At 62.6% G+C, this 26,140-nt stretch carries 18 protein-coding genes and 1 other annotated feature; of the genes, 6 read left to right on the top strand and 12 right to left on the bottom strand.

Features of this window, described 5'->3' with window-relative positions; all coding sequences use genetic code 11:
- Positions 1 to 37: 37 nt before the first annotated feature.
- The 12 genes from zapE to METAL_RS18895 form a co-directional block, all read right to left on the bottom strand.
- Positions 38 to 1,210 carry a cell division protein ZapE gene (zapE, locus tag METAL_RS18950; RefSeq protein WP_005374962.1) on the bottom strand — a complete coding sequence of 391 codons (1,173 nt, stop codon included), beginning with the start codon at positions 1,208 to 1,210 and terminating at the stop codon, positions 38 to 40.
- Between the two features lie 99 nt (positions 1,211 to 1,309).
- Positions 1,310 to 3,880, bottom strand: a complete 2,571-nt coding sequence (gene acnB, locus METAL_RS18945) for a bifunctional aconitate hydratase 2/2-methylisocitrate dehydratase (RefSeq protein WP_005374961.1) — start codon at positions 3,878 to 3,880, stop codon at positions 1,310 to 1,312.
- 102 nt (positions 3,881 to 3,982) lie between these two features.
- The gene (locus METAL_RS18940; protein ID WP_005374958.1) at positions 3,983 to 4,993 is read right to left on the bottom strand and encodes an isocitrate/isopropylmalate dehydrogenase family protein; all 1,011 of its coding nucleotides are present in this window, start codon (positions 4,991 to 4,993) and stop codon (positions 3,983 to 3,985) included.
- Positions 4,994 to 5,044: 51 nt separating this feature from the next.
- Positions 5,045 to 5,332 carry a hypothetical protein gene (locus METAL_RS18935; protein WP_005374956.1) on the bottom strand — a complete coding sequence of 96 codons (288 nt, stop codon included), beginning with the start codon at positions 5,330 to 5,332 and terminating at the stop codon, positions 5,045 to 5,047.
- A gap of 713 nt (positions 5,333 to 6,045) precedes the next feature.
- On the bottom strand, positions 6,046 to 6,966 hold the full coding sequence (locus METAL_RS18930; RefSeq protein WP_213069420.1) for a heme ABC transporter ATP-binding protein: 921 nt from the start codon (positions 6,964 to 6,966) through the stop codon (positions 6,046 to 6,048).
- Between the two features lie 194 nt (positions 6,967 to 7,160).
- The gene (locus METAL_RS18925; RefSeq protein WP_005374953.1) at positions 7,161 to 8,231 is read right to left on the bottom strand and encodes a FecCD family ABC transporter permease; all 1,071 of its coding nucleotides are present in this window, start codon (positions 8,229 to 8,231) and stop codon (positions 7,161 to 7,163) included.
- Complete coding sequence (locus METAL_RS18920; protein WP_005374951.1) at positions 8,228 to 9,091, bottom strand: heme/hemin ABC transporter substrate-binding protein; 864 nt, start codon at positions 9,089 to 9,091, stop codon at positions 8,228 to 8,230. The genes METAL_RS18925 and METAL_RS18920 overlap by 4 nt, the downstream gene beginning before the upstream one ends.
- Positions 9,088 to 10,056, bottom strand: coding sequence for a hemin-degrading factor (locus METAL_RS18915; protein ID WP_005374949.1), 969 nt, complete (start codon positions 10,054 to 10,056; stop codon positions 9,088 to 9,090). Before METAL_RS18915 ends, METAL_RS18920 begins: the two co-directional genes overlap by 4 nt.
- 478 nt (positions 10,057 to 10,534) lie before the next feature.
- The gene (locus METAL_RS18910; protein WP_005374948.1) at positions 10,535 to 11,092 is read right to left on the bottom strand and encodes a HugZ family pyridoxamine 5'-phosphate oxidase; all 558 of its coding nucleotides are present in this window, start codon (positions 11,090 to 11,092) and stop codon (positions 10,535 to 10,537) included.
- A gap of 316 nt (positions 11,093 to 11,408) precedes the next feature.
- On the bottom strand, positions 11,409 to 12,563 hold the full coding sequence (locus METAL_RS20160) for a hypothetical protein (RefSeq protein WP_051040429.1): 1,155 nt from the start codon (positions 12,561 to 12,563) through the stop codon (positions 11,409 to 11,411).
- A 68-nt stretch (positions 12,564 to 12,631) separates the two neighbouring features.
- On the bottom strand, positions 12,632 to 14,872 hold the full coding sequence (locus METAL_RS18900; protein ID WP_005374943.1) for a PKD domain-containing protein: 2,241 nt from the start codon (positions 14,870 to 14,872) through the stop codon (positions 12,632 to 12,634).
- Positions 14,873 to 14,926: 54 nt separating this feature from the next.
- Positions 14,927 to 17,224 (bottom strand): TonB-dependent hemoglobin/transferrin/lactoferrin family receptor, encoded by a 2,298-nt coding sequence (locus METAL_RS18895; RefSeq protein WP_005374941.1) that lies wholly within the window; start codon positions 17,222 to 17,224, stop codon positions 14,927 to 14,929.
- Between the two features lie 116 nt (positions 17,225 to 17,340).
- On the opposite strand from METAL_RS18895, the gene hemP reads away from it, so the two are divergent.
- The 6 genes from hemP to METAL_RS18870 all read left to right on the top strand — a co-directional run bounded on the left by hemP (position 17,341) and on the right by METAL_RS18870 (position 26,136).
- A complete protein-coding gene (gene hemP, locus METAL_RS22230) occupies positions 17,341 to 17,424 on the top strand; it encodes a hemin uptake protein HemP (protein ID WP_084675307.1) in 84 nt (27 codons plus the stop codon).
- A 138-nt stretch (positions 17,425 to 17,562) separates the two neighbouring features.
- Positions 17,563 to 17,694, bottom strand: a sequence feature (AL1L pseudoknot).
- Between the two features lie 326 nt (positions 17,695 to 18,020).
- Complete coding sequence (locus METAL_RS18890; RefSeq protein ID WP_005374939.1) at positions 18,021 to 18,689, top strand: CerR family C-terminal domain-containing protein; 669 nt, start codon at positions 18,021 to 18,023, stop codon at positions 18,687 to 18,689.
- Complete coding sequence (locus METAL_RS18885; RefSeq protein ID WP_005374937.1) at positions 18,679 to 20,220, top strand: efflux transporter outer membrane subunit; 1,542 nt, start codon at positions 18,679 to 18,681, stop codon at positions 20,218 to 20,220. Before METAL_RS18890 ends, METAL_RS18885 begins: the two co-directional genes overlap by 11 nt.
- Complete coding sequence (locus METAL_RS18880) at positions 20,217 to 21,329, top strand: efflux RND transporter periplasmic adaptor subunit (protein ID WP_005374934.1); 1,113 nt, start codon at positions 20,217 to 20,219, stop codon at positions 21,327 to 21,329. Before METAL_RS18885 ends, METAL_RS18880 begins: the two co-directional genes overlap by 4 nt.
- The gene (locus tag METAL_RS18875; RefSeq protein ID WP_005374932.1) at positions 21,326 to 24,439 is read left to right on the top strand and encodes an efflux RND transporter permease subunit; all 3,114 of its coding nucleotides are present in this window, start codon (positions 21,326 to 21,328) and stop codon (positions 24,437 to 24,439) included. Before METAL_RS18880 ends, METAL_RS18875 begins: the two co-directional genes overlap by 4 nt.
- Before the next feature lie 464 nt (positions 24,440 to 24,903).
- Positions 24,904 to 26,136 (top strand): TIGR03862 family flavoprotein, encoded by a 1,233-nt coding sequence (locus METAL_RS18870; protein ID WP_005374931.1) that lies wholly within the window; start codon positions 24,904 to 24,906, stop codon positions 26,134 to 26,136.
- The last annotated feature ends 4 nt before the right edge of the window (positions 26,137 to 26,140 follow it).

The following is a 26,140-nucleotide window of genomic DNA, read 5'->3' as shown; positions in this document are numbered from 1 at the left end:
GTTCCTCGCCCAGGCGCTTCGCCGTCCGAAGACGGCTTCATGCTTGGCGATCGACAGCGCGTACATGCTCGCTGCGCAGATAGCTTTCCGACTGCATTTCCATCAGCCTCGATACCGTGCGCTGAAATTCGAACGCGCCGTCGCCCTCGACATAGAGTTCTTGAGCGGACGCCTCGGCGGTGCAGATCAGTTTGACTTTGTGCTCGTAGAGCGCGTCGATCAGGGTCACGAAGCGTTTGGCTTCGTTGCGGTAAGCGGCGGTCAGTTTCGGAATGTTCGCCATGATGATCGTACTGAATTGGCCGGCGATTTTCATGTAATCCGCCGCGCCCAAGGGCTGCACGCACAGTTCGTCGAAAGAAGTATAGGCGACATCGCCATGCGCCGCGGCCAGCCGCACCGTGTGCCCGAAGACCGGCAGCTCGATCGGCCGCATTTCCGAAGAATGGGTCAACTCGTCGTAGCTTTGCCGCAGGAACGCTTCGGCAGCCGAGTCTACCGGGGTGTAATAAGTCTTTTCCAGGGCATGCCGGCGGCATAGGCGGAAATCGCTCTGGGCCGCCAATTGCAGGATGTTCGCTTCGTTCTGCAGCACCTTGATGAAAAAAAGAAACTGCTCCCGTTGCAGGCCGCCCTGGTAGAGATCGTTCGGATGGCGGTTCGAAGTCATCACGGTCACGACCCCGAGTTCGAACAATCTGCTGAACAGCCGGCCCAGAATCATCGCGTCGGCGATGTCGGTCACATGGAATTCGTCGAAGCAGAGAAGGCGGGTCGATTTTCGGATTTGCCCGGCCAGTACGAGCAGCGCGTCGGGCGTTTTTTCCTGCCGGCAGCGGTGCACGAAGCGATGCACCTCGGTCATGAACGTATTGAAATGCACGCGCCGTTTTTGCGGCAAGGGACAAGCTTCGAAAAACAATTCCATCAGCATCGACTTGCCGCGGCCGACGCCGCCGTAGATGTACAGGCTTTTACAGCGCGGCGGCCGGGGAGAGAAAAATTTCCGTGGCGCCGGTTTGCCGGCGTGCGAGGCATGCGCGACAAGGTCGTTCAGCAGCTCCTGCAGATGCGCCAGTACGCCGTGCTGAGCGGCGTCGTATTGAATTTGGGCGTGGTCGATCAGCTCGAAATAGCGCCGTTCGAGTTCGCCCGACAGGTCGGGCAGGGGAGAGGCCGGCCGGGTTTTCTTCAGGAATTTTTTAAGCATGAAAGAAAGAGGGGGCGATGCCTGCAAGCTCAAACCGGGCAATCGTTTTTTATCGTTCCCACGCGCCTGCGCGGGAACGATCTCCGCTTCACCGATGCGTTACGCATTTAGCGCGACTTTGTCCGCCTTTTCCCGATAGCTTTTGATCCGGTCGAAATTCAGGTAGCGGTAGGTGTCGTCCGCCGTTTTGCCGATTTGCGCGGCATACTGCATGTATTCCTCGATGGTGGGAATCTTGCCGAGGATCGAGCAGACCGCCGCCAGTTCGGCCGAGGCCAGGAACACGTTCGCGCCGTTGCCGAGCCGGTTGGGGAAGTTGCGGGTCGAAGTCGACACCACGGTCGAATTTTCGCGCACGCGCGCCTGATTGCCCATGCACAGCGAGCAGCCGGGCATTTCCATCCGTGCCCCAGCTTTGCCGAACGACCCGTAATAGCCTTCTTCGGTCAGCTGGTTCTGGTCCATCTTGGTCGGCGGAGCCACCCAGAGCCGGGTCGGCAGGTCGCCTTTCTGTTGGTCGAGCAGTTTGCCGGCGGCGCGGAAATGGCCGATGTTGGTCATGCACGAGCCGAGGAAGACTTCGTCGATGTGGGTACCCGCGACTTCCGACAGCGGCTTGATGTCGTCCGGATCGTTCGGGCAGGCCAGCAAAGGTTCCTTGATTTGGTCCATATCGATCTCGATGATCTCCGCGTATTCGGCATCCGGATCGGGTTCGAGCAGCACCGGATTCGCGAGCCAGTCTTCCATCGCCTTGATCCGGCGTTCGAGCGTGCGCTTGTCGCCGTAGCTTTCCGCGATCATCCACCGCAAGAGGGTGACGTTCGAGTTCAGGTATTCGCGGATCGGCGCTTCGTTCAGCCGGATCGTACAGCCGCCGGCCGAACGTTCGGCCGAGGCGTCGGACAGTTCGAACGCCTGTTCGACCTTCAGGTCAGGCAGGCCTTCGATTTCGAGAATCCGGCCCGAGAACACGTTCTTCTTGCCTTTTTTCTCGACCGTCAAAAGGCCTTTCTGCAGCGCGACGTACGGAATTGCATTGACCAGGTCGCGGAGCGTGATGCCGGGCTGCATCGCGCCCTTGAAGCGGACCAGTACCGATTCGGGCATGTCCAGCGGCATGACGCCGGTCGCGGCAGCGAACGCGACGAGCCCCGAGCCGGCCGGGAACGAAATCCCGATCGGAAAACGGGTGTGCGAGTCGCCGCCGGTGCCGACCGTGTCGGGCAGCAGCATCCGGTTCAGCCAGGAGTGGATGATGCCGTCGCCGGGACGCAACGACACGCCGCCGCGGTTCATGATGAAGTCGGGCAGAGTATGCTGCATTTCGACGTCGACCGGCTTCGGATAGGCCGCGGTATGGCAGAACGACTGCATCACCAAGTCGGCCGAAAAGCCGAGGCAGGCCAGGTCTTTCAGTTCGTCGCGGGTCATAGGTCCCGTCGTATCCTGCGAGCCGACCGTGGTCATGTGCGGTTCGCAATAAGTGTGCGGACGGATGCCTTTCACGCCGCAGGCGCGGCCGACCATTTTCTGCGCCAACGTAAAACCTCTGCCGCTGTCCTGTACCGCGCCCGGCCGGCGGAATACGGTCGAAGGCGGCAGGCCCAGCGCTTTCCTCGCCCGATCGGTCAGGCCGCGGCCGATGATCAACGGAATCCGCCCGCCGGCGCGCACTTCGTCGAGCAGCACGTCGGTCTTCAGCTCGAATGTGCAGACGACTTCGCCGCTATCGTGGCGCTTGACCACGCCTGCGTACGGATAGATGTCGATCACGTCGCCCATCGCCATGCCGGTCACGTCGCATTCGAACGGCAGCGCGCCCGAGTCTTCCATCGTGTTGAAGAAGATCGGCGCGATCTTGCCGCCGATGCAGACGCCGCCTTCGCGCTTGTTCGGAAGATAAGGAATGTCGTTGCCCATGTACCAGAGCACCGAGTTGGTCGCCGATTTGCGGGACGAGCCGGTGCCGACCACGTCGCCGACATAGGCGACCGGAAAGCCTTTCTTTTTCAGTTCGGCGATCTGTTCCGGCGCGTTGGTGATGCCTTCGCGCGGCATCTTCAGCATCGCTTTTGCGTGCAGCGGAATGTCCGGGCGCGACCAAGCGTCCGGCGCCGGCGACAGGTCGTCGGTATTGGTTTCGCCGGTGACCTTGAACACGGTCACGGTCAGTTTTTCGGGGACTTCCGGTTTGGCCGTGAACCATTCCGCCTCGGCCCAGGACTGGAGCACTTGCTTCGCAAAGGCGTTGCCGGCTTCCGCCTTGGCCTGTACATCGTGGAACGCATCGAAGATCAGCAGCGTGTGCGACAGCCCCTTTGCCGCGATCGGCGCGAGATCGGGACGGTCGAGCAGGTCGATTAGCGGTGCGACGTTATAGCCGCCGAGCATCGTGCCCAGCAGGCGGGTAGCTTCGGCGGGGGATAGAATCGGCGAGGTCGCTTCGCCTTTCGCGATCGCGGTCAGGAATCCGGCCTTTACGTAGGCCGCCTCGTCGACGCCGGCCGGAATCCGGTTGGCAAGCAAGTCGAGAATGAAATCTTCTTCTCCTTTCGGAGGATTTTTGATCAGTTCGACCAGTGCGGCGGTTTGTGCGGCATCGAGCGGCTTCGGCACGATGCCTTCGGCGGCGCGTTCGGCGACGTGTTTACGGTATTGTTCTAGCATCAAAGGATTCCTCTGTTCGGGATGGCGCGGGAGCATTCTCGGCAGTGGAAAATGCTCAGCCGGCAAATTTCATCTGTTCAGACAGTAACTTAGCGATTGCGTTCATTCCATCGCGTCGACGATCGCATTGCCCATCTCGATCGTGCCGGCCTTGGAATGGGGATTCAAATCCGGCGTGACGTACTTGCCTTCGCTCACGACTTTTTCGACCGCCTTGATCAACCGGTTCGCCGCTTTGTGTTCGCCGAGATGGTTCAGCAGCATCGCGCCGGCCATGATCACCGCGGTCGGGTTGGCGATATTTTTGCCCGCGATGTCCGGCGCGCTGCCGTGCACCGCTTCGAACAAGGCCGCGTCGTTGCCGATATTCGCGCCCGGAATCAGGCCCAGGCCGCCGACGAGGCCCGCGGTCAGGTCGGACAGAATGTCGCCGAACATGTTCGTGCAGACCACCACGTCGAATTTCTTCGGGTCCATCACCATGTGCATGCAGGCCGCGTCGATGATCTTTTCGTCGAACTGGATGTCCGGATAGCGCGCCGCGGTTTCGCGGGCGACGTCCAGAAACAGGCCTTGCGTATATTTCAGGATGTTGGCCTTGTGGCAGACGGTGACCTTTTGACGGTTGTTCTCGCGTGCGTATTTAAACGCGTAGTCGATGATCCGCTCGGAACCGGCCCGGGTGACGACCGCCAGACTTTCGGCGATGTCCTTTTTCGGGGTCAGATAATGTTCGAGGCCCGCATAAAGGCCTTCGGTGTTTTCGCGGACGATCACGATATCCACGTCGTCGTAGCGGGTCTTGACGCCGGCCCAGCTCTTGGCCGGGCGCACGTTCGCATACAGTTCGTATTTCTGGCGCAGCGCGACGTTGATGCTGCGGAAGCCGGTGCCGACGATCGTGGTCAAAGGGCCCTTGAAGGCGACCCGGGTCTTGTCGAATGACGCCATCGTTGCGTCGGGCAGCGGCGTACCGAACTTTTCGTGCGCGCCGAGGCCGGCATGCGCTTCTTCCCATTGAATCTTTGCGCCGGACGCGTCGATCACTTTGACGGCCTCATCCATAATCGAAGGGCCGATACCGTCGCCTTTTATCAAGGTCACCAGATGCATTCAAAACTCCATACAAAATTGAAAAAACAAAATGACAGGTAAAGTAAAATCTTATAAAACCGTAACCACCAGCGCAAACACGAACGCGAAGATCACGAACAACGTGAATTTGGCGCGTCCGCCCAGCCCGGCCCACCCGCGCGTCACTTCGGCCTTCAGCGCGAGCTTGATGTTGTCCGACCGGAGGATGCGCCGGCATTGGCCGCGGAACGATTGTTCCTCTTCGGCGGCGGCTTCCTGATCGATCAACTCGATGATTTTCGAATAATAGCCCCCGCATTGGGGGCATTTTGTCTCGGGAAGCGGGTTTTCATGACCGCAAGCAGGGCATTTTTTCATCGCGCAGCACCTTAACCGGGGATCAAAGCAAGGAATACGCCAATCCTTCAGAGGTTCGGCTTTTAATTTTGGAGCGGCTATTGTAACTCGAAATGGCCGGTAAACGTGCGCATCGTCTCGTGGGATTGCGGCGGAATCGAAGACTCGATGCCCGGCCGCATCATGGCGAAAACCGGGCGAATGCGCGGCCGCGTCGAAAGCCATGGCGGATATTCGAGGATGTTTTTTGGGGAAGTGCTGATTTAATGCTAAGTGTTCAACCCCGCCACATAGCGAGTTGATGGGGGACGCGACTCTGAGCGGGACAGGGTTTATCTCCCCGTCCCCGCTGTTTGAAATTTTTCCGCAAACACAAAATCATCTTCCCTGTCCGTCCCGCTTTAAACGTTACGGACGGGATAAATATCCCGTCCGGCATGCAGGCGGCGGTTCATACCGTCAGGAACGATCGGGCGGCATGTCGGGAAGTTATTTTTAGCCGTATCCTTAGCTCATTGTGAGGATTCGGCGGCCAAGGGACCCGGTGCGCGACAAGTCCCGGCCTTCAGCGTGAGTAAGGCTCGCTCGGATGCCGCAGGTGCCCTGGTTCTAAGATGTTGGTCTCGCAAGATCTACCGCCGGGCGAGCGGGAGGCGAAGTCTGTGGAGAGGCCGTCAGTACAGGATGATTGGCGCCGCCATCCGCCGCCGCTCAGTCCTGCCGTGTTTTCAGGATCATCGGCTGCTTGGGGAGGGATGAATCGTTTTTGTATTCGGCGCCGTGGCGATCCACGGGCAATCGAGTTTCGGATGCCGTCCCACCAGTACCTCCACCTCGAAGGCCGATCCCAGGATGGCTTCCGTCAGCACTTCCCATGGCGACCCACAAGCGACAATCCGTCCTTCGGCCAGCACCGCGATCCGGTCGGCGTACTGTGCCGCCAGGTTGAGGTCGTGCAGCACGGCGCAGACCGCTCCGTTTTTCTCGCGAGCGAAGCGGCGGGAGGCGGCAAGGGCGGTGTGCTGATGGGCCAGGTCCAGGCTGGCGGTGGGCTCGTCCAGAAGCAGGGCGCAGGAGTCTGGCACGCCGTTGTCCAGCAATTGGCAGAGCGCCCGGCTCAACTGCACCCGCGCGCGTTCGCCACCGGAGAGGGTTGGGTAAAGCCGGTCCTGTAAATGGATCACATCCAGATCCGCCATCACTGCGCGGGCCAGCCGGATATCCTGCCGGGACGGATAGCCGCCGGAGTAGGGAAAGCGGCCCATCAGCACCACTTCCAAGGCGCTGAACGGGAAAGCCAGTCGGCTGTCTTGGGGCAGTACGGCCCGGCGCCGGGCCAGCTCCGGCAAGGACCAATCCGGCAGGAACCGCCCCACCAGCTTGACCTGTCCGCCGTCGGGTGGCCGGTCGCCCGCCAGGATTTTCAGCAGGGTGGACTTGCCCGCCCCGTTCACGCCCACCAGCGCCAATACCTCGCCGGACCGAACGGTGAGCGACACCCCCCGCAACAGGGCGCGGCGTTGGAAACTCAGGGATACATCTATGGCTTCGAGCATGGTTTTGTCGATGAAAAAACGGGAAATCCGCTGTGCAGTATTCCCGGAACAACTTCGGCTTCCTTTTAAAAAAACGGGGGCGTCCGATCCCCTAATCACCTACAGGTTGACGATGAAACTGTTTTGGAATCAGCCACAGAAGCCATGCCGTTAAGATAAACCCGAGTCAAGCCATTACTTAATGGAGTACAAAGCTCGCTTTGTCACTCGGTTTCGTCATTTGTAAAGCTAGCTTTGCAACGCCTCGGGGTTAAACTTAACGGCATTGGCCACAGAAGGGGGGCCTCTATGAGCTATTCCCCCACATCCTGCCGTCTCAGCAGCCATAGGAAGAATGGCCCGCCGATGAAGGCGGTGAGCAGGCCGATGGGTAATTCTGCCGGGGCGGCCAGCGTCCGGGCGCCCAGGTCGGCGCAGCCCAGCAGCAAGGCGCCGGCCAGGGCGGCGCCCGGCAGCAGCACGCGGTGATCGGGGCCGATGGAGAGGCGCACCAGATGGGGCGCCACCAGCCCCAGGAAGCCGATGATCCCCGTTACCGCCACCAGGGCGCCCACAGCCAAGGCCGACAAGGTAATCACCTGCCGCTTGAGACGCCGCACATCCACTCCCACGTGCCCGGCTTCCGCCTCACCCAGCAACAATATGTTCAATACCGCCGCCTGCCGCCGCAGCCCCCACAGAGCCGGGACGGTCAGCAAGGCCACCGGCAGCAGCACCGGCCAGGTGGCTCCGGAGAGGCTTCCCAAGGTCCAGAAGGTAAGATTGCGCAGGGCTGCATCATCGGCCAGATAGGACAACAGGCCAACCCCCGCCCCGGCCAGCGCGTTGACAGCGATGCCCGCCAAGAGGGTGGTGGACGGCGCCCAGCGCGCCTGGCGTCCGGTCAAGAGCAGCACGCCCGCCGTGGCGGCAAGGGCGCCCAGGAACGCCGCCAACGGCACGGCCAATCCACCCAGGAAGGCCAGCGTCCCGCCGGGTCCGGCGACGATCATCAAGCCCGCGCCCAATGCCGCGCCGCTGGAAATGCCCAGCAAGCCCGGATCGGCCAGGGGGTTGCGGAACAGGGCTTGCAGCGCCGCCCCGCACATCGCCAGGCCCGCTCCGGCCAGCAGGGCCAGGACGATGCGGGGCAGGCGGATATACAGCAGCACGGCTCGGGCCTGCTCGGACAAATCGGCGTCGAGCCCCAAAGGATTGCCGGGCCACGCCAGCAGTTCCCGCCAGCCCACCGGCATGGCGCCGATGCCTACGGCAATCAGGTTGACCGCCAGCAGCAGTCCGCCCAGCACGGCCAGGAAGACACCGGCGCGAAGATGCCCGGACGCCGTGCGGAATGCGTGAGGGCGGATCGGCACGGCGTTCATTCCGTCTCCGGGGTACGCAGGCGCCGGGCCAGTTCCTGCACCGCATCCGGCAGGCGCGGGCCGAAGCCCAGCAGGTAGAGGCTGTCCAGGGTGACGATGTGATGGGCATGGCCAGCCGGGGTTAGGCGCAACGCCGGGTGATCCCATAGCGGGTCGAGTCCGCCCAAAACGTCTACACCCTCGGTGGTTATGAGCAGCACCTCCGGGTTGGCGGCCATAATGGCCTCGGCGCTCATCGGCTTGTAGCCTTCGAACCCGGCCCCGGCGTTGTCAGCCCCGGCCAGACGGATCATGGCATCCGCTGCCGTGTCGCGGCCCGCTACCATCGGGTTGCCGCCGGTATGGGCCAGGATGAACAGCACCCGTGGCCGGTCCCGGTAACCCGCCACCGCCTGTTGCGTGGCTTGCCACGCCGCCCGGTAACTCTGTTCCAGTTCCTGCCCCCGCGACGATACGCCCAACGCGTCGGCCACCGCTATGATTTTCTGCGCCCCGCCCTCCGGTGTATTGGGAGTCGCGACGATTTCGACCCGCGTTCCGGCGGCACGGATCTGGGCCAGCGCTTCGGGCGGTCCGGCTTCGGCGATGGCGAGCACCAGATCGGGGCGCAGCGACAGCAGCCCCTCGCTGCCCAGGTTGCGGAGATAGCCAATCTTGGGTAGCTTCTCCGTCTCCGGCGGGAACGAGCTGGTAATGTCTACCCCCACCAGCCGGTCGGCCAGCCCCAGGGCGTAGACGATCTCGGTTAATGCCCCTCCGGCCACTATTACGCGGCGGGCTTCTTCCCCCTGGGCCAATGCCGGGCACAGCCAGACGGCCAGCCACAACAGGATGCTCATAGCGCGCTGTGTCTTTTTCATACCGGGCTCTCCGCTGTGGGCAGGGCCGTCAGCACGTCCCGCCACGTGTTCGGTTCCGCCTCGCCGCCGATGCGGACCACAGTGCGGCCCTGGTCGTCGAGTAGTTCCAGCCAGAGAGCGTCCCCCGCCGGGAGCGTTTCGCGCACCACCCAGGACGAGGCCACGGCGGTGTCCCGCAGATGCAGGTTGAAATCTTCGTCCAGTACATTGATCCAAGGGCCGGTGCGGCGGATGTGCTGAACGGGGCCGCGATGGTATTGGACTGCACCGGGACCGGCCACTTCGATCACCAGCGGGATACTCTCCTGTGCCGCCAGGGTGAGAACCCGTTCGGCGGCGCCGACGGCCACCGGCCAAGCCCGTTCGGGTTCGGCCAGACGCAGGGCTTGCAGCTGTTCGCGCCTTTGCCGCAGGTGGAGATCATCGAAACTAGGGGCATCGGCCTCGGAAGCGACAGCCTGCCAGGGGGATTGATCGGGCGCGGTGTAATGTTCTACCAGATTCTCATAATTGCCGGCATGACTGGCTTCGGTCAGGTAGACCTTGTGGGCGGCTTCGCCGTCGGCGGTGAAGAATTGCAGGCTGTGTCGCTCGCCGCCGTGGCCGCGCTCGATCACGGCGAATCCGAACCGCCAGCGCTCCGGGACCAGCCGCAGGTCGAGGGCATCCTCCGTCCCGGCTTGGCCGTCGGCTTCGTTGACATAGCGGCCATGCTTCTCGTGTACCGCCAGATCGTTGCGGGTCAGGGCCATCACCCGCTCTAGCCGGGGCAGGGAGCGAATCAGTTCGGCCCACTCGGCCTCCAGGCGGGTGACGGTTTGACCGCAGCCCAGAGCGAGCAGTTCGGCTTCGGACACCCCCAGCCGCTGGGCCGCATCCCGGATGCGCAGGGCGGGTTCAGCGTCCTTGAGTGTCTGCCAGGCGGTTCGGAGCGCTTCGGCGGAGTGTTTGCAATACTGTTCCATGATAATAAAGGATAGGAAAGCTAGGGTTTGAATGGAAGGGTTCCGGGTTAGGCGGCGAAACGCGCCGGGTCAGTGCAGCAGCGCCGCCGATGACTGATAGACGTGCTTATAGCAGGATCAAATCTGCCGCATAGGGTAAAAAGGGTCTCGGCTTTTGCATGGTTTTTGCTCCTTAAGTTAAGGGTTTCGTCAAAAACAACCTCCCCCTTTGAAAAAGGGGGATCGAGGGGGATTTATTTAATAAATCTCCCCCGGCCCCTCGGCAATCGCTCCTGCATTGCCCTACCTCCTGCATCCATGCAGTCGTCTTTTTCAAAGAGGGGAGTAAACAATCAACTTCGGAAAGTTATTTCCTACCAGATCCTAAGGAGACATCCAAGGGGTTCCGACGCCTGGCACGTTCATCCGATCGATGGCTTTTCTCTGGTAGGCTGCCGCGCGCCGTAACGTTGCCCGGCAACCTCATGTTCCAACGGCCTCAAGCCGTGCTGCCCAGCGCCTCCGCTGTATCTTGGCTGCTTGGTTGGTGGCCCTTGTCGTTGATGTGGCGGATGTGTCCGAGTTGTTCGCCGCTCAATTCGTAGGCCTGGGCGAAACCGCGGATATAGGTCGCCTTTTCCGGGGTCAGCCGGAACAGATGGAAATCCTGCAGCCCTCTCAGCATCTCCATGAGTTTACCGTGTTTGGCCACGAAACCGTCCATAACCGCTTCCCAGTCGGGCGCGCCACGGAGCAGCTGTTCGGCACGGCACTCGCAGGTCAGGCGTTTGCGCCCGAACAGGCTTTTGGCCTGCCCTTCGTCCTCAATGAACAGAGCGCTAGCCTCGGGCCGGACCCGCAGATTCGCGGTGTGGGCGGCCAGTTCGCTGATGTAGATGTGGAAACGACCCCGCTCGTCGGCGAGGTACACCGCGTAGCTGGCGTGGGGATGGCCCGCCGCGTCGGCGGTCGCCAGCAGCAGGGAGTCGAAGGCCCGGGGGAAGTCCAGGGCTTCGGGAAGGATTTCTTCCAAGGTGGGTTTGGTTTCGCTAGTCATCGTTTTGGTCTCTATAAAATATAAAAAATGTTGGATTTCTGCTTAGGATTTGGGCGGAAATAATTTCCCGGTTTTAACCTGTTCGCATCGCGTAGCTTTTTAGCGCTTACGCTTCAGTCCCCCTCTTTAAAAAAGAGGGGTTAGGGGAGATTTTTTAATAAATCCCCCTCAATCCCCCTTTTTCAAAGGGGGAAGCGAACGTTTATTTCAGTTTATCTGTAACCTACCGATTTCGGGAAATTATTTGGAGCCAAATCCTTACAAACGCTGTTGTGCCGCGGGTTTCCAGATGCCGCCCGGAAACCCGCAAAGCGCATCAATCGCTTTCCCGCCGGAACACCGCGTAATCTCCATCCAGCAGGGCCGGGACGCCCGGCTGGATGCCCGCCGTGGCGAGGTCCACATCGCAGAGCCCGAAGCGCTTGGTGAATTTGTTTTTCGCGGGCAATGTCACCGCTTTCAATTCGAGCCGGTATAGGGCGGTACCGTAGCGGCTGCGGCTAATGCCGTCGTCCAGCGTGACTTTCTTCCAGCGCCGGATTTTGGTGGCCTTGGGTTGGCATTCGGCGATCTTCACATCACCCGCCTCATCCGGGCGGTAGATATCCAAGTATACCCGGTTCGACCCACCCGCCGCCGTGTCCTGGAACAGAGCTGGAATACCGCCCTTGAGGATCTGGGTGACCCGCTTCCCGCCCCGATCGGTTTTCCGGGTGAACGTCAGCTCCCGGTCGGCCCAGGTTTCCGGGAACCAGCGCGGGTATTGCGCGTGCAATTGCGCGGCCAGGTTGGCGTCCAGCGCTTCGGCGGGCAGTTTCGCCAGTACGGTGCGGTCTTGGGCGGCCGAAGGCTCGGGGGGTAGCGGCAGGTCCGGGTTGCTGGCCGTTTGCGGACCGATGTCCACGGCGGCCTGGGTCAGGCTGACGTGGGGTTCCTTCGAAGCGAAGCGGAACACGAAGGCGGCGGGCGGGGTCGGCAAATCCCAAACGAACAGCCGATGGATCAAGTCGGTGGGTCCCTGCGGCGACGGAAAGGCGGCGTTCCGGTAGGTCTGAGTGCTCTGCGTGGGCTGGGTATCGTTGAGCGTGAAGCTGTCGTAATTCAGGAACTGCCCCTGGGTCTCCACTTGCAGAACCACGCGCAGCGGTGCGGCCGGCACGGTGCCGGCCAGATCGATGCTGAAGATTTCCGGTACGGTAAAACTGTACAGGTTGCCGGTGCCCGATACGAAGGTGCCGGTGTTCCAGCCCAGCCAGGCGGAAGACGTGCCGAAGCGGCCCAGGTCCGGTGCCGCCGAGCGGTCGTCGGCTCCGCCGTGGGAGTTGTCGTTGAATACATCCCACTCGGCGTAAAGGGTGCCCTCCGCGCCCCGCGTCCATCCTCCCCAGGCGGCTTCCGAGGGCAGGTCGAAACCGTAGCCCGCGGCGTAGGGATCGGGACCGATGCTGGTGTCGGCGAAGGCGGGGGACACCAGCGTCGCGAGCAGGGCACAAGCCAGTCGATGGGATCGCTTGTCAGGTTGGGATAGCGTCATGATGATTACCTCTTTATTTTCACGGTGGCGTCATGGGCTTGGCCGTCGTCCACGGCGGTGCCGTCCCGTGTCGGGGGCACTTGGACGTGGATCGAGCCTTCGCAAAACTGCGTGCCGTCGTCGGCGCTGAAATTCAACTGGTAAACCCGGCCATTACCGCTGAAAGGCTGGCTCTTCTTGCGGAGTCCCTGGCGTTCGGCCCGAAGCAGGGCGGAATCCCTGGTCATGGGATTCTTGCGAGTCGCTTTCGGGGTAACGATCTTGGCATCCCGGCGGGTCCGGTCCTTGAGCGCCGGATTGAAGACCGGCTCATCCTGGGTAATGCCGGTGATGGTGAGCCGGAACGGGTCCGGCCCGGTGACGCCGTCGATCCTGACCTTTTTCATGCCTCGATTGGATGGCCACAGGGTAGCGCGGCTGGGCACGGCATGGGAGCAGTCCAGGGCCTGGCCGTTGCTATTGACTAGCACCCGCACGGTATCCGAGGCCGACAGCGGGTCGGGTGCGTACCCGTCGCTCACCGTAAGGCGGAACTCCAGCACCACCGTACCTTCCATCACTGACGGCGCAATGAACTCGGGGCTCGGTGTATCGGGCCCGGACAGGACCACGGTCGGTCCGCCGGTCTGCTCCCAGGAGTAGGTCAGTTCATCGCCGTCGGGATCGCTGGCCGTGGAGTGGAGGACCACCCGGGCGTCCTGCCCGAACACCTGGCCGGTGTCCGCATCCACGGTGGGAGCACTGTTGGCGACGATGGCGACGGTGACGGTTTGTTGTGAGCTTTCCAGACGTCCGTCGGACACGGTGAGCGAGAACGTCAGGGTTTGGCCGATGGCATCGACCGGCGCCACGAAGCTGGGATTCGCCGCCGTGTCGCTGGACAGGGCCACCGTTGGTCCGCCGGTCTGAGTCCAGTGGTAGGCAAGCGGATCGCCGTCCGGGTCGTAACTTTCGCCGCCCAGCACTTTCACGGCGCCGGCCCGAAGGGTGGACGCCGCCCCCGGATCGGCCACCGGTGCCTCGTTATGCCATTTCACGTCCACGTTCACGGTGGCGGCGTCGGACTCGTTGCCATCGGTATCGGTGATCACCAACTGGAAGGTCAGTACGGTGTCATTGCCCAGGCGCGGCGTTGTGAAGCGCGGTTTGATGGCCGTGGGATCGTCGAGGGTGACGGTGGGCCCGGCCAATTGGGTCCATTGGTAGCTCAATGCCTGCCCTTCCGGATCGCTGCTTGCCGACCCATCGAGGACCGCCTCCACGCCGGCCCGGACGCTCTGGTCGGTGCCCGCCTCGGCGAAAGGCGTGCCGGGCGGCTGGCTGTCCAGGTCGCGCACGTTGACCTGGGTGTTGGCGGCGTTGCTGGGCAGCCCCTCGGCGTCGATGGCCACCAACTGGAAGCCGAGCGTCGTGGTGGCGTTTACCTCCGGTGCCGTGAAGCGCGGTGTGGCGGAGGCGGCATCGCGCAGCATCACGCTGGGTCCGGCGGTCTGGATCCAGTGGAAGCCGAGCGCCTGCCCTTCGGGATCGCTGCCCGACCCGTACAGGGTCACCTCCGTGCCTTCGCTCACCCATTGCGCCGCGCCCGCCTGGGCCTCGGGTGCCTGGTTGTGGCGGGGACCTACGTCTACGGCGACTTGGGTCAGGCTCATGGAATGCTCCGCCGAACCGAAGACGAATTGATAGGTAGCGGGGGCCGTGGGCAAGTCCCAGAAGAATAGCCGGTGTTGCAAGGTAACCGGACCCTGGCTGGTGGCGAACGCCGGATCGTTGAACGTGACCGCGCTGAAGGTGGGAGCGGCCCCGTTCAGGGTGACTCCGGCGACATCGAGTGCGGTGCCTTGAGTTTCGATCTGCAAAACGGCCCGCTGGGGTTCGGCGGGAACCTCGCCTTCGAAATTTACCTCGAAGCGTTCCGGCCCGGAGAAGCTGTACAGATTGCCCGTGCTGGTGCGGATAGTCCCGGCGTTCCAGCCCAGCCAGGGGGAGACCGCACCGAACGTGCCGACATCGGGCGCCGAAGTCCGGTCACTGTCGGTGCCGTGGGAGGCGTCACTGAAGCTATCCCATTCCGCGTACAGGGTTCCGGCATCGCCCCGAGTCCAGAGGCCCCAGGGAGCCGTATCGGGTTGGTCGAAGCCGAACCCGGCCCCGTACGGGTCGGGGCCTCGGGCGTTATCCGGGCAGGCCGGTCCTGCGGCGGCCAGCAGGCCGGCCGCTAGGGTCAATCGATACAGGTGACGCATGGTTCGTGTCCTCTCGTGGTAATGGAAAAAAATCGCCGGTCCGGCATTCATGGTTCAGAACTCCACCCGGAGGCTCGCGCTCACGTTGATACCGGGTTGGGTGAACCGGTCGCGGATGTCCACCGGGCCGCCCAGCCCCGCGTGGGGATCGCTGCCCAGGCCCCGGGCGGTCTCCCACTCGATGTAGCGTTTGTCGAAGATGTTGAAGAGCCCGAGATTCAGGGTGACGTGGTCGGTGTAGCGGCAGTAGGCCAGGAGGTCGACAGTCCCGTAGCCGGCGGTCGGGAACACCGCCCCGGCGGTTTCGAAGTCGATGTCCTGGGTCTTTTTGGGCGCCGCCAGGGTCAGGATGGTCTCGATGCCCCAGCGGCCGCCCGCCGCGTCGTAGCCGAGCCCCAGTACCCCGCGCATCGGATTGACCGAGTTCACGGGGGCTTGGGTGTGGAGGTTCCAGCCTTCGGCGTAGGCATAGCTGCCCACGGCCTTGAACCCTTCCAGCACGGGCCAGAGCCGGCTCAGCTTCAGTTCGCCCTTGAACTCGAAACCCTGGATGCGCACCGGGTCCGGGACGTTGATCGTCATGTAAGTCAACAGGCCGAAAGGTGGACAGCTGGTCCCGGCAGTCGGATCGCAGACGGTCTCGCTCTGGATGAAGTCCTGGTAATCATTGCGGAAGAAGGTGGCGTCGGCGTAGCCCGCCCGTCCTTCCGCCCGTAGCCCCACCTCGCCGCCCGAGCTGGTCTCGGGCTTCAGGTTGGGATTGGGAATGGAGGCGTAGCCGAAGCTGAAGTTGACGAAACCGGAGTTGGCGTCCGAGAAATTGGGCGCGCGGAAACCCTCCGCGTACTGGCCGTGCAGGGTGAAAACGTCGTTCAGGTGGAACAGGGCGCCGAACTTGGGGGAAAAGGCGGTGGCGTCCTGATCCACGACCCGGTTGCCTTTGTTGTCTTTGGCATAGATGGCATCGACCTCCGGCCGCAGTCCGAAATAATCGAAACGCAGGGCGGGCAGCAGTTCCACCCGGCGCTCCCAGAACGTCATTTCATCCTGCCAGAACAGGCCTGCCCGGAACGTGTCGGATACGGGAAAGTCCCGCACCGGAAAGGAGTCGGGGGTGACGACATTGCTGACCGCGCCGGTGTTCAGGTCGGCGAGATGGCCGTCCCGCAGGGCTTCGGTGCGGAAGTGGAAGACTTCGCCGCCAAACACCGAGCGGTGTCGGGTCGGCCCCAAGGCGAACTCGGTGACGCCCTGGATTTCGCCGCCGGCCATGGACTGTTGGTAAGTGAACAGCCGCGACACCTGCTGGTTGTCGCCCAAGAGCGTGTTGCGCGCCTCGTCTACCGCCTGACGGGTTTCGCTCTGCTGGCCGTAAATCTTCCAGTTGAGCGTGTCCAGCCAGCCGAGATCGAGGTGCTTGATGGACTGATCCAGGCTGACCCGCCAGCGGTTCTGCCGGTCGTCGGTGAGGAAGCGGTAGACATCGCGTCCGGTGTAGTTCAACCCGTACAGCGAATACACCTGGGTATCGACATCGTTCGCCAGGGCTTCCCCGGTCAGCCGGAGAACGTTATCCTCGCTGAACCGGTACAGCAGCTTGGACAGCAGGTTGAGCGTTCGGGCATTCTGGGGATTGGGCTCGGTACGGGCGCGGGACAGGCTGTCGTTGCTGCCTTTATTCTCCGTTTCCCCGGCCTGATTGTGGGTCAGTAGCAGCATCCCTTCCAGTCCCGAGTACTCGCCCGCCAGGGTGGCGGTTTGCAGGAAGCCCTGGTTGGCGCTGCCATAAAGCAGCTTCAGGCTTTCGTAATGGGAGTTGCCGAACAGTTCCAGGTAATCGCGGGGATCCTTGGTGACGAAGTTGACCACGCCGCCGATGCCGTCGCTGCCGTACAGCGCGGAGCCGGGGCCGCGGACGATTTCCACTGCCTTGAGGGAGTCCACGTCCACCATGTTGCGGCGGGCGCTCTGGAAGCTGCCGATGGAGAAAGCATCGGGAATCCGCACGCCGTCCACCAGGGTCTGGATGCGGTTGCCGCCGACCCCGCGGATATTGAACCCGGACAGTCCGAAGCGCTGGGGATCGTTCTGCACGTAGACCCCCGGCTCGTAGCGGACCACGTCCTTGATGGTGCGGGCGAGCTGACGTTCCATCGTCTCGGCCTCGATCACCGAGGCGGTACCCGGCATGTCGAGGACGCCGCGCTCGGTGCGGCTGGCCGTCACCAGGACGCTTTCCAGTTCCGCCTCCGATTGGGATTCCGCTTCCGATTCGGGCATGGCCGCTTCGGCCGCCGCTGCACAATCGGCAGCGAGCAGGGACAGGATCAGGCACGCCGAAAACTTTGTCATAAAAGAGACGGCTCCCGCTTCATTCCGGGTTGTGAGCTGGCTGCCTTGTGCCGAAGCACTCGGTGGCTGGCGGGTGTGAATCCGTTCGAAGCGCATTGCCGCGCAGGGACGAAGCAATGAACGGACCATCCATGCACGACGGCGAGGAATACCGGTTGCGGATTACCCGCAACAACAAGCTGATTCTGACCAACAAATAGCGCATTGCCGCAAACAGAGTTTCGCTACGGGAGGGACTGCGTTCCGCCGGAGACGGCCTTGGTTTTTGTTGATCGTCCATTATTAAATAACAGCAGTTATCATTTATGAAAAAGTAAATGATAATTGTTATCATTCGTAAAAGCAATCGGTTTCCGCTTGCGCAGAACACACTTGCAGATCGGCTCGACTCTATAAGCGTCGCGGTGCCGGTCAATAAATTCCTTCATCGCTTGAAGGGGTGGTCGAGCTCCGCCTGAGCGAAATCAGCCGATGCTTTAGCAGGATCTTAGGGAACGTCCGGTATATCCCGTCATAAATCCTCCCTGAGCCGTCTTATCACCTATCACTTTACTTAAATAGCACGTCATACCGGCATGGACTGCCGGTATCCAGGACACAGGGATGTGATTTGAGCCTTGCCATTCCTGGTTTCTGGATTCCGGCAATCCCTGCCGGAATGACGTAGTAGAGATTTTCGTTAAACTGATAGGCGTTAAGCTGAGCCGTTCACTGAATTGCCAATCCATTCATCGATTGCTATGATATTAAATCAATCGATTGATTTATTTACTTCCGAGCAATTTACCGGGGCGGCATGGCCAAAAACAGAAATACTGAAACGGAAATTCACGATGCGCGTAGCCGGCTCGTCAGTTCGGCATTGCGGCTGTTTGCCGAGAAAGGGTTCGAATCGGCCACTACCCGCGAAATCTGCGAAGCGGCGGGGGCGAATATTTCGGCCATCCGCTACTATTTCGGCGACAAGGCGGGCCTTTACCGCGCCGCCTTCACCGAACCGCTGGGCGATGCGCCCTGCCGGTCCGATCTTCAGGCTTATGCCGGTCTGCCGTTGGCCGAAGCGCTGGGCCGGCTGTTCCGGGAATTTCTCGAACCGTTGAAAAAGGGCGAGGAACTTCAACTGGTGATGAAACTGCATTTTCGGGAGATGATCGAGCCGACCGGCGCCTGGCAGCAGGAAATCGATGCGGAGATCAAGCCGCAGCATGAAGCGCTGGTGGCGCTGCTCAAGGCGCATTTGGAGCTTCGGGAGGTCGATGTGGATGCGCATCGGCTGGCTTTCGCGATCATCGGCATGGCGGTGCATTTTTATGTGGGCCAGGATGTGGTTTCGGCGATTTCGCCGGCGGTGTTGACCGGTCCGGAGGCGATCGACGTGCTGGCGGAACGTCTGGCCGGCTATGCGGTTTCGATGATCGAGGGCGAGGCCCGGCGGCGGGCGCAGGAGGCCGGTGGTGAAGCATAAAAGCCTTTTGCCGTTCAGTCTGCTGCCTTGCGTGCTTTCGGCCTGCGGCTCCGGCGGCTTACTGGCCACGGTGGGTCCCGATTACCGAAAGGCGCCGCTGCCGGCGGCGGCGCAATGGCAGGCGCCCCGGCCCGGCGACGATCACTCGCCCGTTGCCCACCGGGGCGACCCGGCCGATTTAAGCCGCTGGTGGGAGCGTTTTGACGATCCGGTCCTGAGCCGCTTTTTGGCAGCCGCCCAGCAGGCGAGCGCCACCGTCGCCGATGCCAAGGCGCGCATCGAGCAGGCCAGAGCCAACCTGGTTAGCGCGGATGCGGCCTTGTTGCCCAATATAGACTTCAGCGGCGGCGCCACGCGTTCCTCGGCATCCTTCGGGGGCGAACCGTTCATCTGGAACCAGTTCCCGTTCGGGCTCCAGTCCCGCTGGGAAATCGATCTGTTCGGCGGCCTGGCCCGCCAGGAAGAGGCGGCGCGTAGCCAGTTGGAATCGAGAAACGCCGCCTGGCACGATGCGCGGGTGGCGGTGGCGGTCGAAGTCGCCGATGCGTATCTGGCGTATCGCTATTGCGAAGCGCAAGTGCAGATCGTAAAGGCCGATACCGAATCGCGCCGGGAATCGGCGCGCCTGACGGAAATCGCGGGTAGCGCCGGGTTCCGCGCTCCGGGCGATGTCGCGCTGGCGAACGCCAGTGCCGCCGAAGGCAACAGAACGCTGCTGCGGCAACAAGCGGAGTGCGAACGCTCGATAAAGGGATTGGTCGCCCTGACCGGCCTGCCGGAAACGGAAGTCCGCCAATTACTGGCAGGCGTTCCGGAACGGCTGGCCAAGCTGCCCAGCCCGCCGGCCTTCCGAATCGGTGCCGTACCGGCGCGCGTGCTGCTGCAGCGGCCCGACCTGGCCGCCGCCGAACGCGACATGGCCGAAGCCAGCGCCAAAATCGGCGTCGAGCAGGCCAAACGGTTCCCGAAACTGAGCCTGTCCGGCAACATCACGCCGACCTTGCAAAACATGAACGGCGCGGCGTTTTTTCTCGCGGAAACCTGGTCCCTCGGCCCGACGCTCAGCCTGCCGCTGTTCGATGCGGGCAAGCGGGCCGCCGATGTGGACGCGGCGCGAGCCCAATACCAGGCGGCCGAAAGTCAATTCCGCAGCAAGGTGCGTACCGCGGTAAAAGAAGTGGAAGACGCCTTGGTGCGCCTGGACAGCGCCAACCGGCGCCTGCCCGAGGCGCAACAGGCCGTCGGCGGTTATCGCGCCCATTTTCAGGCGGTCCGGCAGCTTTTCGAAGTCGGCCTGGGTGATTTGCTCGACGTCGAGACCTCCCGGCGCAACGTTTTGTCCGCCGAGATGGCGCTCAAGGAGTTGGAGCAGGAGCGGGTCAGCGCCTGGATCGCCCTTTACCGCGCCGCCGGCGGCAGTTGGGAGGGGAATGAGGTTTCGGGGAAAAGCGGCGTGGCCGCCTCGGCGCACCCGAAAGCCCCGAGCAATTTTTTAGATCGGCAAGTCGGTTTCATCAAAGGTAAATCATGACAAAACGAAAAACGGGGTTGTTTCTGACCACCTTGGGCATATTGACCGGCTTGGGCGTTTTTATCGCCGGACGCAGCAACCAGCCCGCCGCAGACACGGTTGCCGCGCCCAGGCCCGCGCTCAGCGTGACGGTCATCCGGCCGGTCCTGCGCGATATCGCCATGACGCTGAGCGCGAACGGTTCTATCGCCGCCTGGCAGGAGGCGGTGATCGGCGCCGAAATCAGCGACTTGCGATTGACCGAGATCAATGTGCAGGTGGGGGACAAGGTCGGAAAAGGGCAGGTGCTGGCGGTTTTTGCCGACGAAAGCGTGTTGACCGACGTCGCCCGGAGCCGCGCGGCGCTCGCCGAGGCCGAGGCGAATCTGGCCGATGCGCGCGACAATGCCGAACGGGCGAAGCAGATCATGGCTTCCGGCGCACTCAGCGGCCAGCAAGTGAACCAGTACCTCACCGGCGAAAAAACCGCCAGGGCCAAGGTGCAATCGGCCAAGGCGCAGTTGGATTCGCAGCTTTTGCGTCTCAAATACACCCAGGTACTGGCCAGCGACGACGGCGTGATTTCATCCCGCAGCGCCACGCTGGGCGCGGTGGCCGCAAGAGGGCAGGAATTGTTTCGCCTGATCCGGCAAAACCGTCTGGAATGGCGGGGAGAAGTCACCGCCGCCGAAATGGCGCAGCTCGGCATCGGCATGACGGCCAGCGTCGAGGTGCCCAATGTCGGCGGCTTGCAGGGCAAGATCCGCGCGCTGGCGCCGACCCTCGACGAAAACAGCCGCAACGGGCTGGTTTACGTGGATTTGCCCGATGCGTCGCGGCACGGCTTGCGGGCGGGAATGTTCGCGCGCGGCGAATTCGACATCGGCGCCAAAGCCGGACTCATCGTTCCTCAGACCGCGCTTTCCCTGCGCGACGGCTTCAGCTATGTATTCAGGCTGGACGAGCAGAACGGCGATTTGGCCAAGGTGTCGCAGGTGAAAGTGCAATTGGGGCAGCGAAGCGGCGACAGTTTCGAGATTCTTTCGGGGCTTGCGCCGGAAGATCGCCTGGTCGCCGGCGGCGCCGCCTTTCTGGCCGACGGCGATACGGTGCGGGTGGTGCAGCCATGAACGTCTCCGCCTGGTGTATCCGCAATCCGATGCCGGCATTGATGCTGTTCGTGCTGCTGAGTTTCGGGGGATTGGCGAGTTTTCGGTCGATGAAGGTCCAGAACATGCCCGATCTGGACCTGCCCACCGTGACCGTATCGGCTTCGCTGCCCGGCGCCTCGCCGTCGCAGTTGGAAACCGAGGTGGCTCGGAAAATCGAAAATTCCATCGCCACCTTGCAGGGCCTGAAGCACATCACCACGAAAGTGCAGGACGGCAGCGTCACTATCACTGCCGAATTCCGGCTCGAAAAGCCCGTCCAGGAAGCCCTGGACGATGTGCGTTCGGCCGTTTCGAAAGTGCGCGCCGACCTGCCGGGCGATCTGCGCGACCCGGTGGTCACCAAGCTGGACGTGGCCGGCTCCCCGATTCTGGCTTTTACTGTCGCTTCCGCGCAGCGCGACGACGAAGCGCTGTCCTGGTATGTGGAGGATACCGTCGCCAAAAAACTGCTCTCCGTAGCCGGCGTGGGGCAGGTGAACCGGGTGGGCGGCGTCAGCCGGGAGGTGACCATTGCTCTGGATCCGGTCAAATTGCAGGCGCTGGGCGCGACGGCTGCCGATATTTCCCGGCAGCTCCGCGAAATCCAGCGGGAAAGCGCGGGCGGCCGCGCCAACCTGGGCAGCGGCGAGCAGCCGGTGCGCACCCTGGCCAATGTCGCTTCGGTTGAAGAAATGCGGCCGCTGCCCATCGCGCTGGCGGATGGCCGCCGGATCCGGCTCGATCAGGTCGCGACCGTCGACGATACGGTGGCCGAGCCCCGTTCCCTGGCCATGCTCGACGGCAAGCCGGTAGTGGCGTTCGAAGTGACGCGCAGCCGCGGCGCCAGCGACGTGGAAGTGGGCGCCGGCGTGCAAAAAGCCTTGGCCGAATTGCGCGCTTCCAATCCGGATATCGAGTTTACCGGGGCCTTCGATTTCGTTACCCCGGCGCATGAAGAATTCCGGGGTTCGATGACCATGCTGTACGAAGGCGCCCTGCTGGCCGTGCTGGTCGTCTGGCTGTTTTTAAAAGACTGGCGGGCGACTTTCGTTTCCGCCGTTGCGCTGCCGCTGTCGATCATTCCGGCTTTTTGGGGCATGGACTATTTCGGCTTTTCCCTGAACGGGGTCACCCTGCTGGCGCTGTCGCTGGTGGTCGGCATTCTGGTGGACGATGCGATTGTCGAAGTCGAAAACATCGTGCGCCACCTGCGCATGGGCAAATCGCCTTATCAGGCGGCCATGCAGGCGGCGGACGAGATCGGTCTGGCGGTAGTCGCCACCACGTTTGCGCTGGTGGCGGTATTTTTGCCGACGGCCTTCATGAGCGGGATTGCCGGACGCTTCTTCAAGCAATTCGGCTGGACCGCCGCGCTGGCCGTACTGGCTTCGCTGGTGGTGGCGCGGATGCTGACGCCGATGATGTCGGCCTATCTATTGAAGGGTAATAACCACGCCGAGCCGCCGGAAGGACGCCTGATGCGGGGCTATATGAAGCTCGCGGCCTGGTGCCTGCAGCACCGCCCGGCCACGATGATCGCCGCGGCGGCGTTTTTCGCAGGGTCTCTGTGTCTGATCCCGCTGTTGCCTCAGGGCTTCATTCCTCCCGACGACAATCCGCAGACCCAGGTCTTCGTCGAATTGCCTCCCGGCGCCAGCCTGGTACAAACCCGGGCGGCGGCGGAAGACGCCCGGCACCTGGTGGCTGGCGTGCCGTACGTGAAATCGATTTACACCACCATCGGCAGCGGTTCGGCGGGCAGCGACCCGTTTGCGGCATTGCAAGGCGGCGAAGTGCGTAAAGCCACGCTGACGATCCTGCTGGCCAATCGCCAGGACCGCCCCGTGCGCAAGCAGGCGATCGAGCAGGACATTCGCCGGGCGCTGCAAAATCTGCCCGGCGTGCGCACCAAGGTCGGCCTCGGCGGCTCGGGCGAAAAATACATCCTGGTGCTGAGCGGCAACGACCCGCAGACGTTGAGTGCCGCGGCCCGCAGCGTGGAGCGCGATCTGCGGACCATTCCCGGCCTCGGCAGCATTGCGTCGAGCGCCGCGCTGGTCAGGCCGGAAATTGCGGTAAGGACCGATTTTGCCCGCGCGGCCGATCTGGGCGTCACCACCACAGCGATCGCGGAGACCTTGCGTATCGCCACGCTGGGCGATTACGACTGGTCTTTGCCCAAGCTCAATCTCGCCCAGCGCCAGGTGCCGGTGGTGGTGAAACTGGCCGCGGGCGGGCGTAGCGATCTGTCGGTGCTGGGACGGCTTGCGGTGCCCTCCTTCAAGACGGGTTCGGGATCGGTGATGGTGAGCCAGGTGGCCAGCTTGGAACTTTCCAGCGGGCCGGCCGTGATCGACCGTTACGACCGTTCGCGCAACATCAATTTCGAGGTCGAACTCTCCGGCCTGCCGCTGGGCGACGTGGCGGCGGCGGTGCAGAACCTGCCGAGCATCCGCAACCTGCCCGCCGGAGTCAGGCAGATCAATATCGGCGATGCCGAAATGATGGCGGAGCTTTTCGCCAGTTTCGGCCTGGCCATGCTCACCGGCGTGCTGTGCATCTTCATCGTGCTGGTGCTGCTGTTCAAAGAGTTTCTACAGCCGATCACCATCCTGGCGGCGCTGCCGCTGTCTTTCGGCGGCGGCTTCGTGGCGTTGCTGCTGACCGGCAAGGCGTTTTCGATGCCGTCCCTGATCGGGCTGGTCATGCTGATGGGCATCGCCACCAAGAACTCCATATTGCTGGTCGAATATGCGATCGTGGCACGCCGGGATCACGGCATGTCCCGGCCGGCGGCACTGCTGGACGCCTGCCGCAAACGCGCCCGGCCCATCGTGATGACGACCATTGCGATGGGGGCCGGCATGCTGCCGATTGCGGTCGGCGCGGGCGAAGCGGACGCCTCCTTCCGCAGCCCGATGGCGGTCGCCGTGATCGGCGGCCTGGTGACCTCCACCTTGCTCAGCCTGCTGGTGATTCCGGTGGCCTATACCTATCTGGACGATTTCAGGCAGTGGAGCAAGTCGCTCCGGAGGCGATTTGCCGGCGTTAAGGCATCTTCCGTTGCGGGATCGAAATGTTCGAGCTGAAACAGCCTGAGGTTTAGGATCGGTTTCCCGCCGATCGCTTATCGTGATACCTCTTTTACCGGCTCGGGTTACCCCCCAAAGGGCACAAACGTAGGGTACGCTGTGCGTACCTTTTGACATTGAGGGTACGCACAGCGTACCTTACGAGGTTGGCTGGACTTAACGGCATGGCAACCTTCAGAAGGTGAGGACTTCCCTTCACGCGATATGAAAATGCTCTAATGGTACGCACAGCGTACCCTACTGAAAAAAAATTACGGGGCTTGCTTACTGAAGTTTTTTCGTGATTTTGGTGTGTTTCGTGGACCGTCAGGATATTGGAGCAGGCGGTCGGATGGAACGCTTGCCATACAAGCGTTGAGTTTCCGTCTTTCATTGGCCTGAAAGGATTATTGGCACGTCCGAATTTTTAACAGCGGTATTTGAGTTAAAATGCGCGGTTTTTCAAACTTCAACAGACTGCCATGTCCGAAAACACCGTCCCGCAAGTCGCCGTGATCGGCGGAGGCCCGTCCGGGCTGATGGCTGCCGAAGCGTTGAGCCTTGCGGGCGTGCAGGTCGATGTGTACGACGCCATGCCGTCGCTCGGCCGCAAGTTTTTGCTGGCCGGCATCGGCGGGTTGAATATCACCCACAGCGAAGACTATACCGCCTTTTGCGCCCGCTACGGCGATCGCCGGCCACAGCTGCAAGCCATGCTCGACCGGTTTCCGCCCGAAGCCTTGCAGGCGTGGGTACATGGACTCGGTATCGAGACCTTCGTCGGCAGTTCGGGCCGGGTCTTTCCCATGCAGATGAAGGCCGCGCCGCTGCTGCGGGCCTGGCTGCATCGCCTGCGCAGCGCCGGGGTGCGTCTGCATGCCCGTCATCGCTGGCTGGGCTGGGATGCGGACGGCGCCTTGCGGTTGGCCAATCCGGAGGGCGAAATTTCACTCAAGCCGCAGGCGACGGTGTTGGCTTTGGGCGGCGCCAGTTGGCCGCAATTGGGGTCGGATGCTGCCTGGGTACCGTGGCTGCAAGCGCGGGGTGTTGAGATCGTGCCGCTGCAAAGCGCGAATTGCGGCTTTGAGGTGGCGTGGAGCCGGCATTTGCGCGACAAATTCGCCGGCGAGCCGCTGAAGTCGGTCGCGCTGACGTTCACCGACACGCAGGGCCGCACCGAGCGGCGGCACGGCGAAATGGTAGTCAGCGCGCGTGGCGTGGAAGGCAGCCTGATCTATGCGTTTTCGCAGCGGCTGCGCGACTGCCTGAATGCCCACGGCAGTGCCACCTTTTCGCTCGATCTGGCGCCGGGACGCAGCGCGGAGCGGGTCCTGGCCGAACTCGGCCGGCCGCGCGGGTCCCGGTCGCTATCCAGCCATCTGCAAAGCAGGCTCGGCCTTGCCGGGGTCAAGGCGGCCCTGCTGCATGAGATCCTCGACAAGCAGCAGCTCGCCGATCCGGCCGCGCTCGCGGCGGCGATCAAGGCTTTACCCCTCACGGTACGCATGCCCTTTCCCCTCGCCGAAGCGATCAGCACCGCCGGCGGCGTCAGCTTTGACAGCCTCGATCCACACCTCATGCTCACCGCGCTGCCCGGCGTTTTTGTCGCGGGCGAGATGATCGACTGGGAGGCGCCCACCGGCGGTTACCTGCTCACGGCCTGTTTCGCCACTGGTCTGCACGCAGGGTTGGGCGTGCGCGACTGGCTGAAATGAAAAA

Origin of the sequence: Methylomicrobium album BG8 (assembly GCF_000214275.2) — a bacterium.
Lineage (GTDB): Bacteria > Pseudomonadota > Gammaproteobacteria > Methylococcales > Methylomonadaceae > Methylomicrobium > Methylomicrobium agile.
This window is presented reverse-complemented; position numbering and strand designations above follow the sequence as displayed.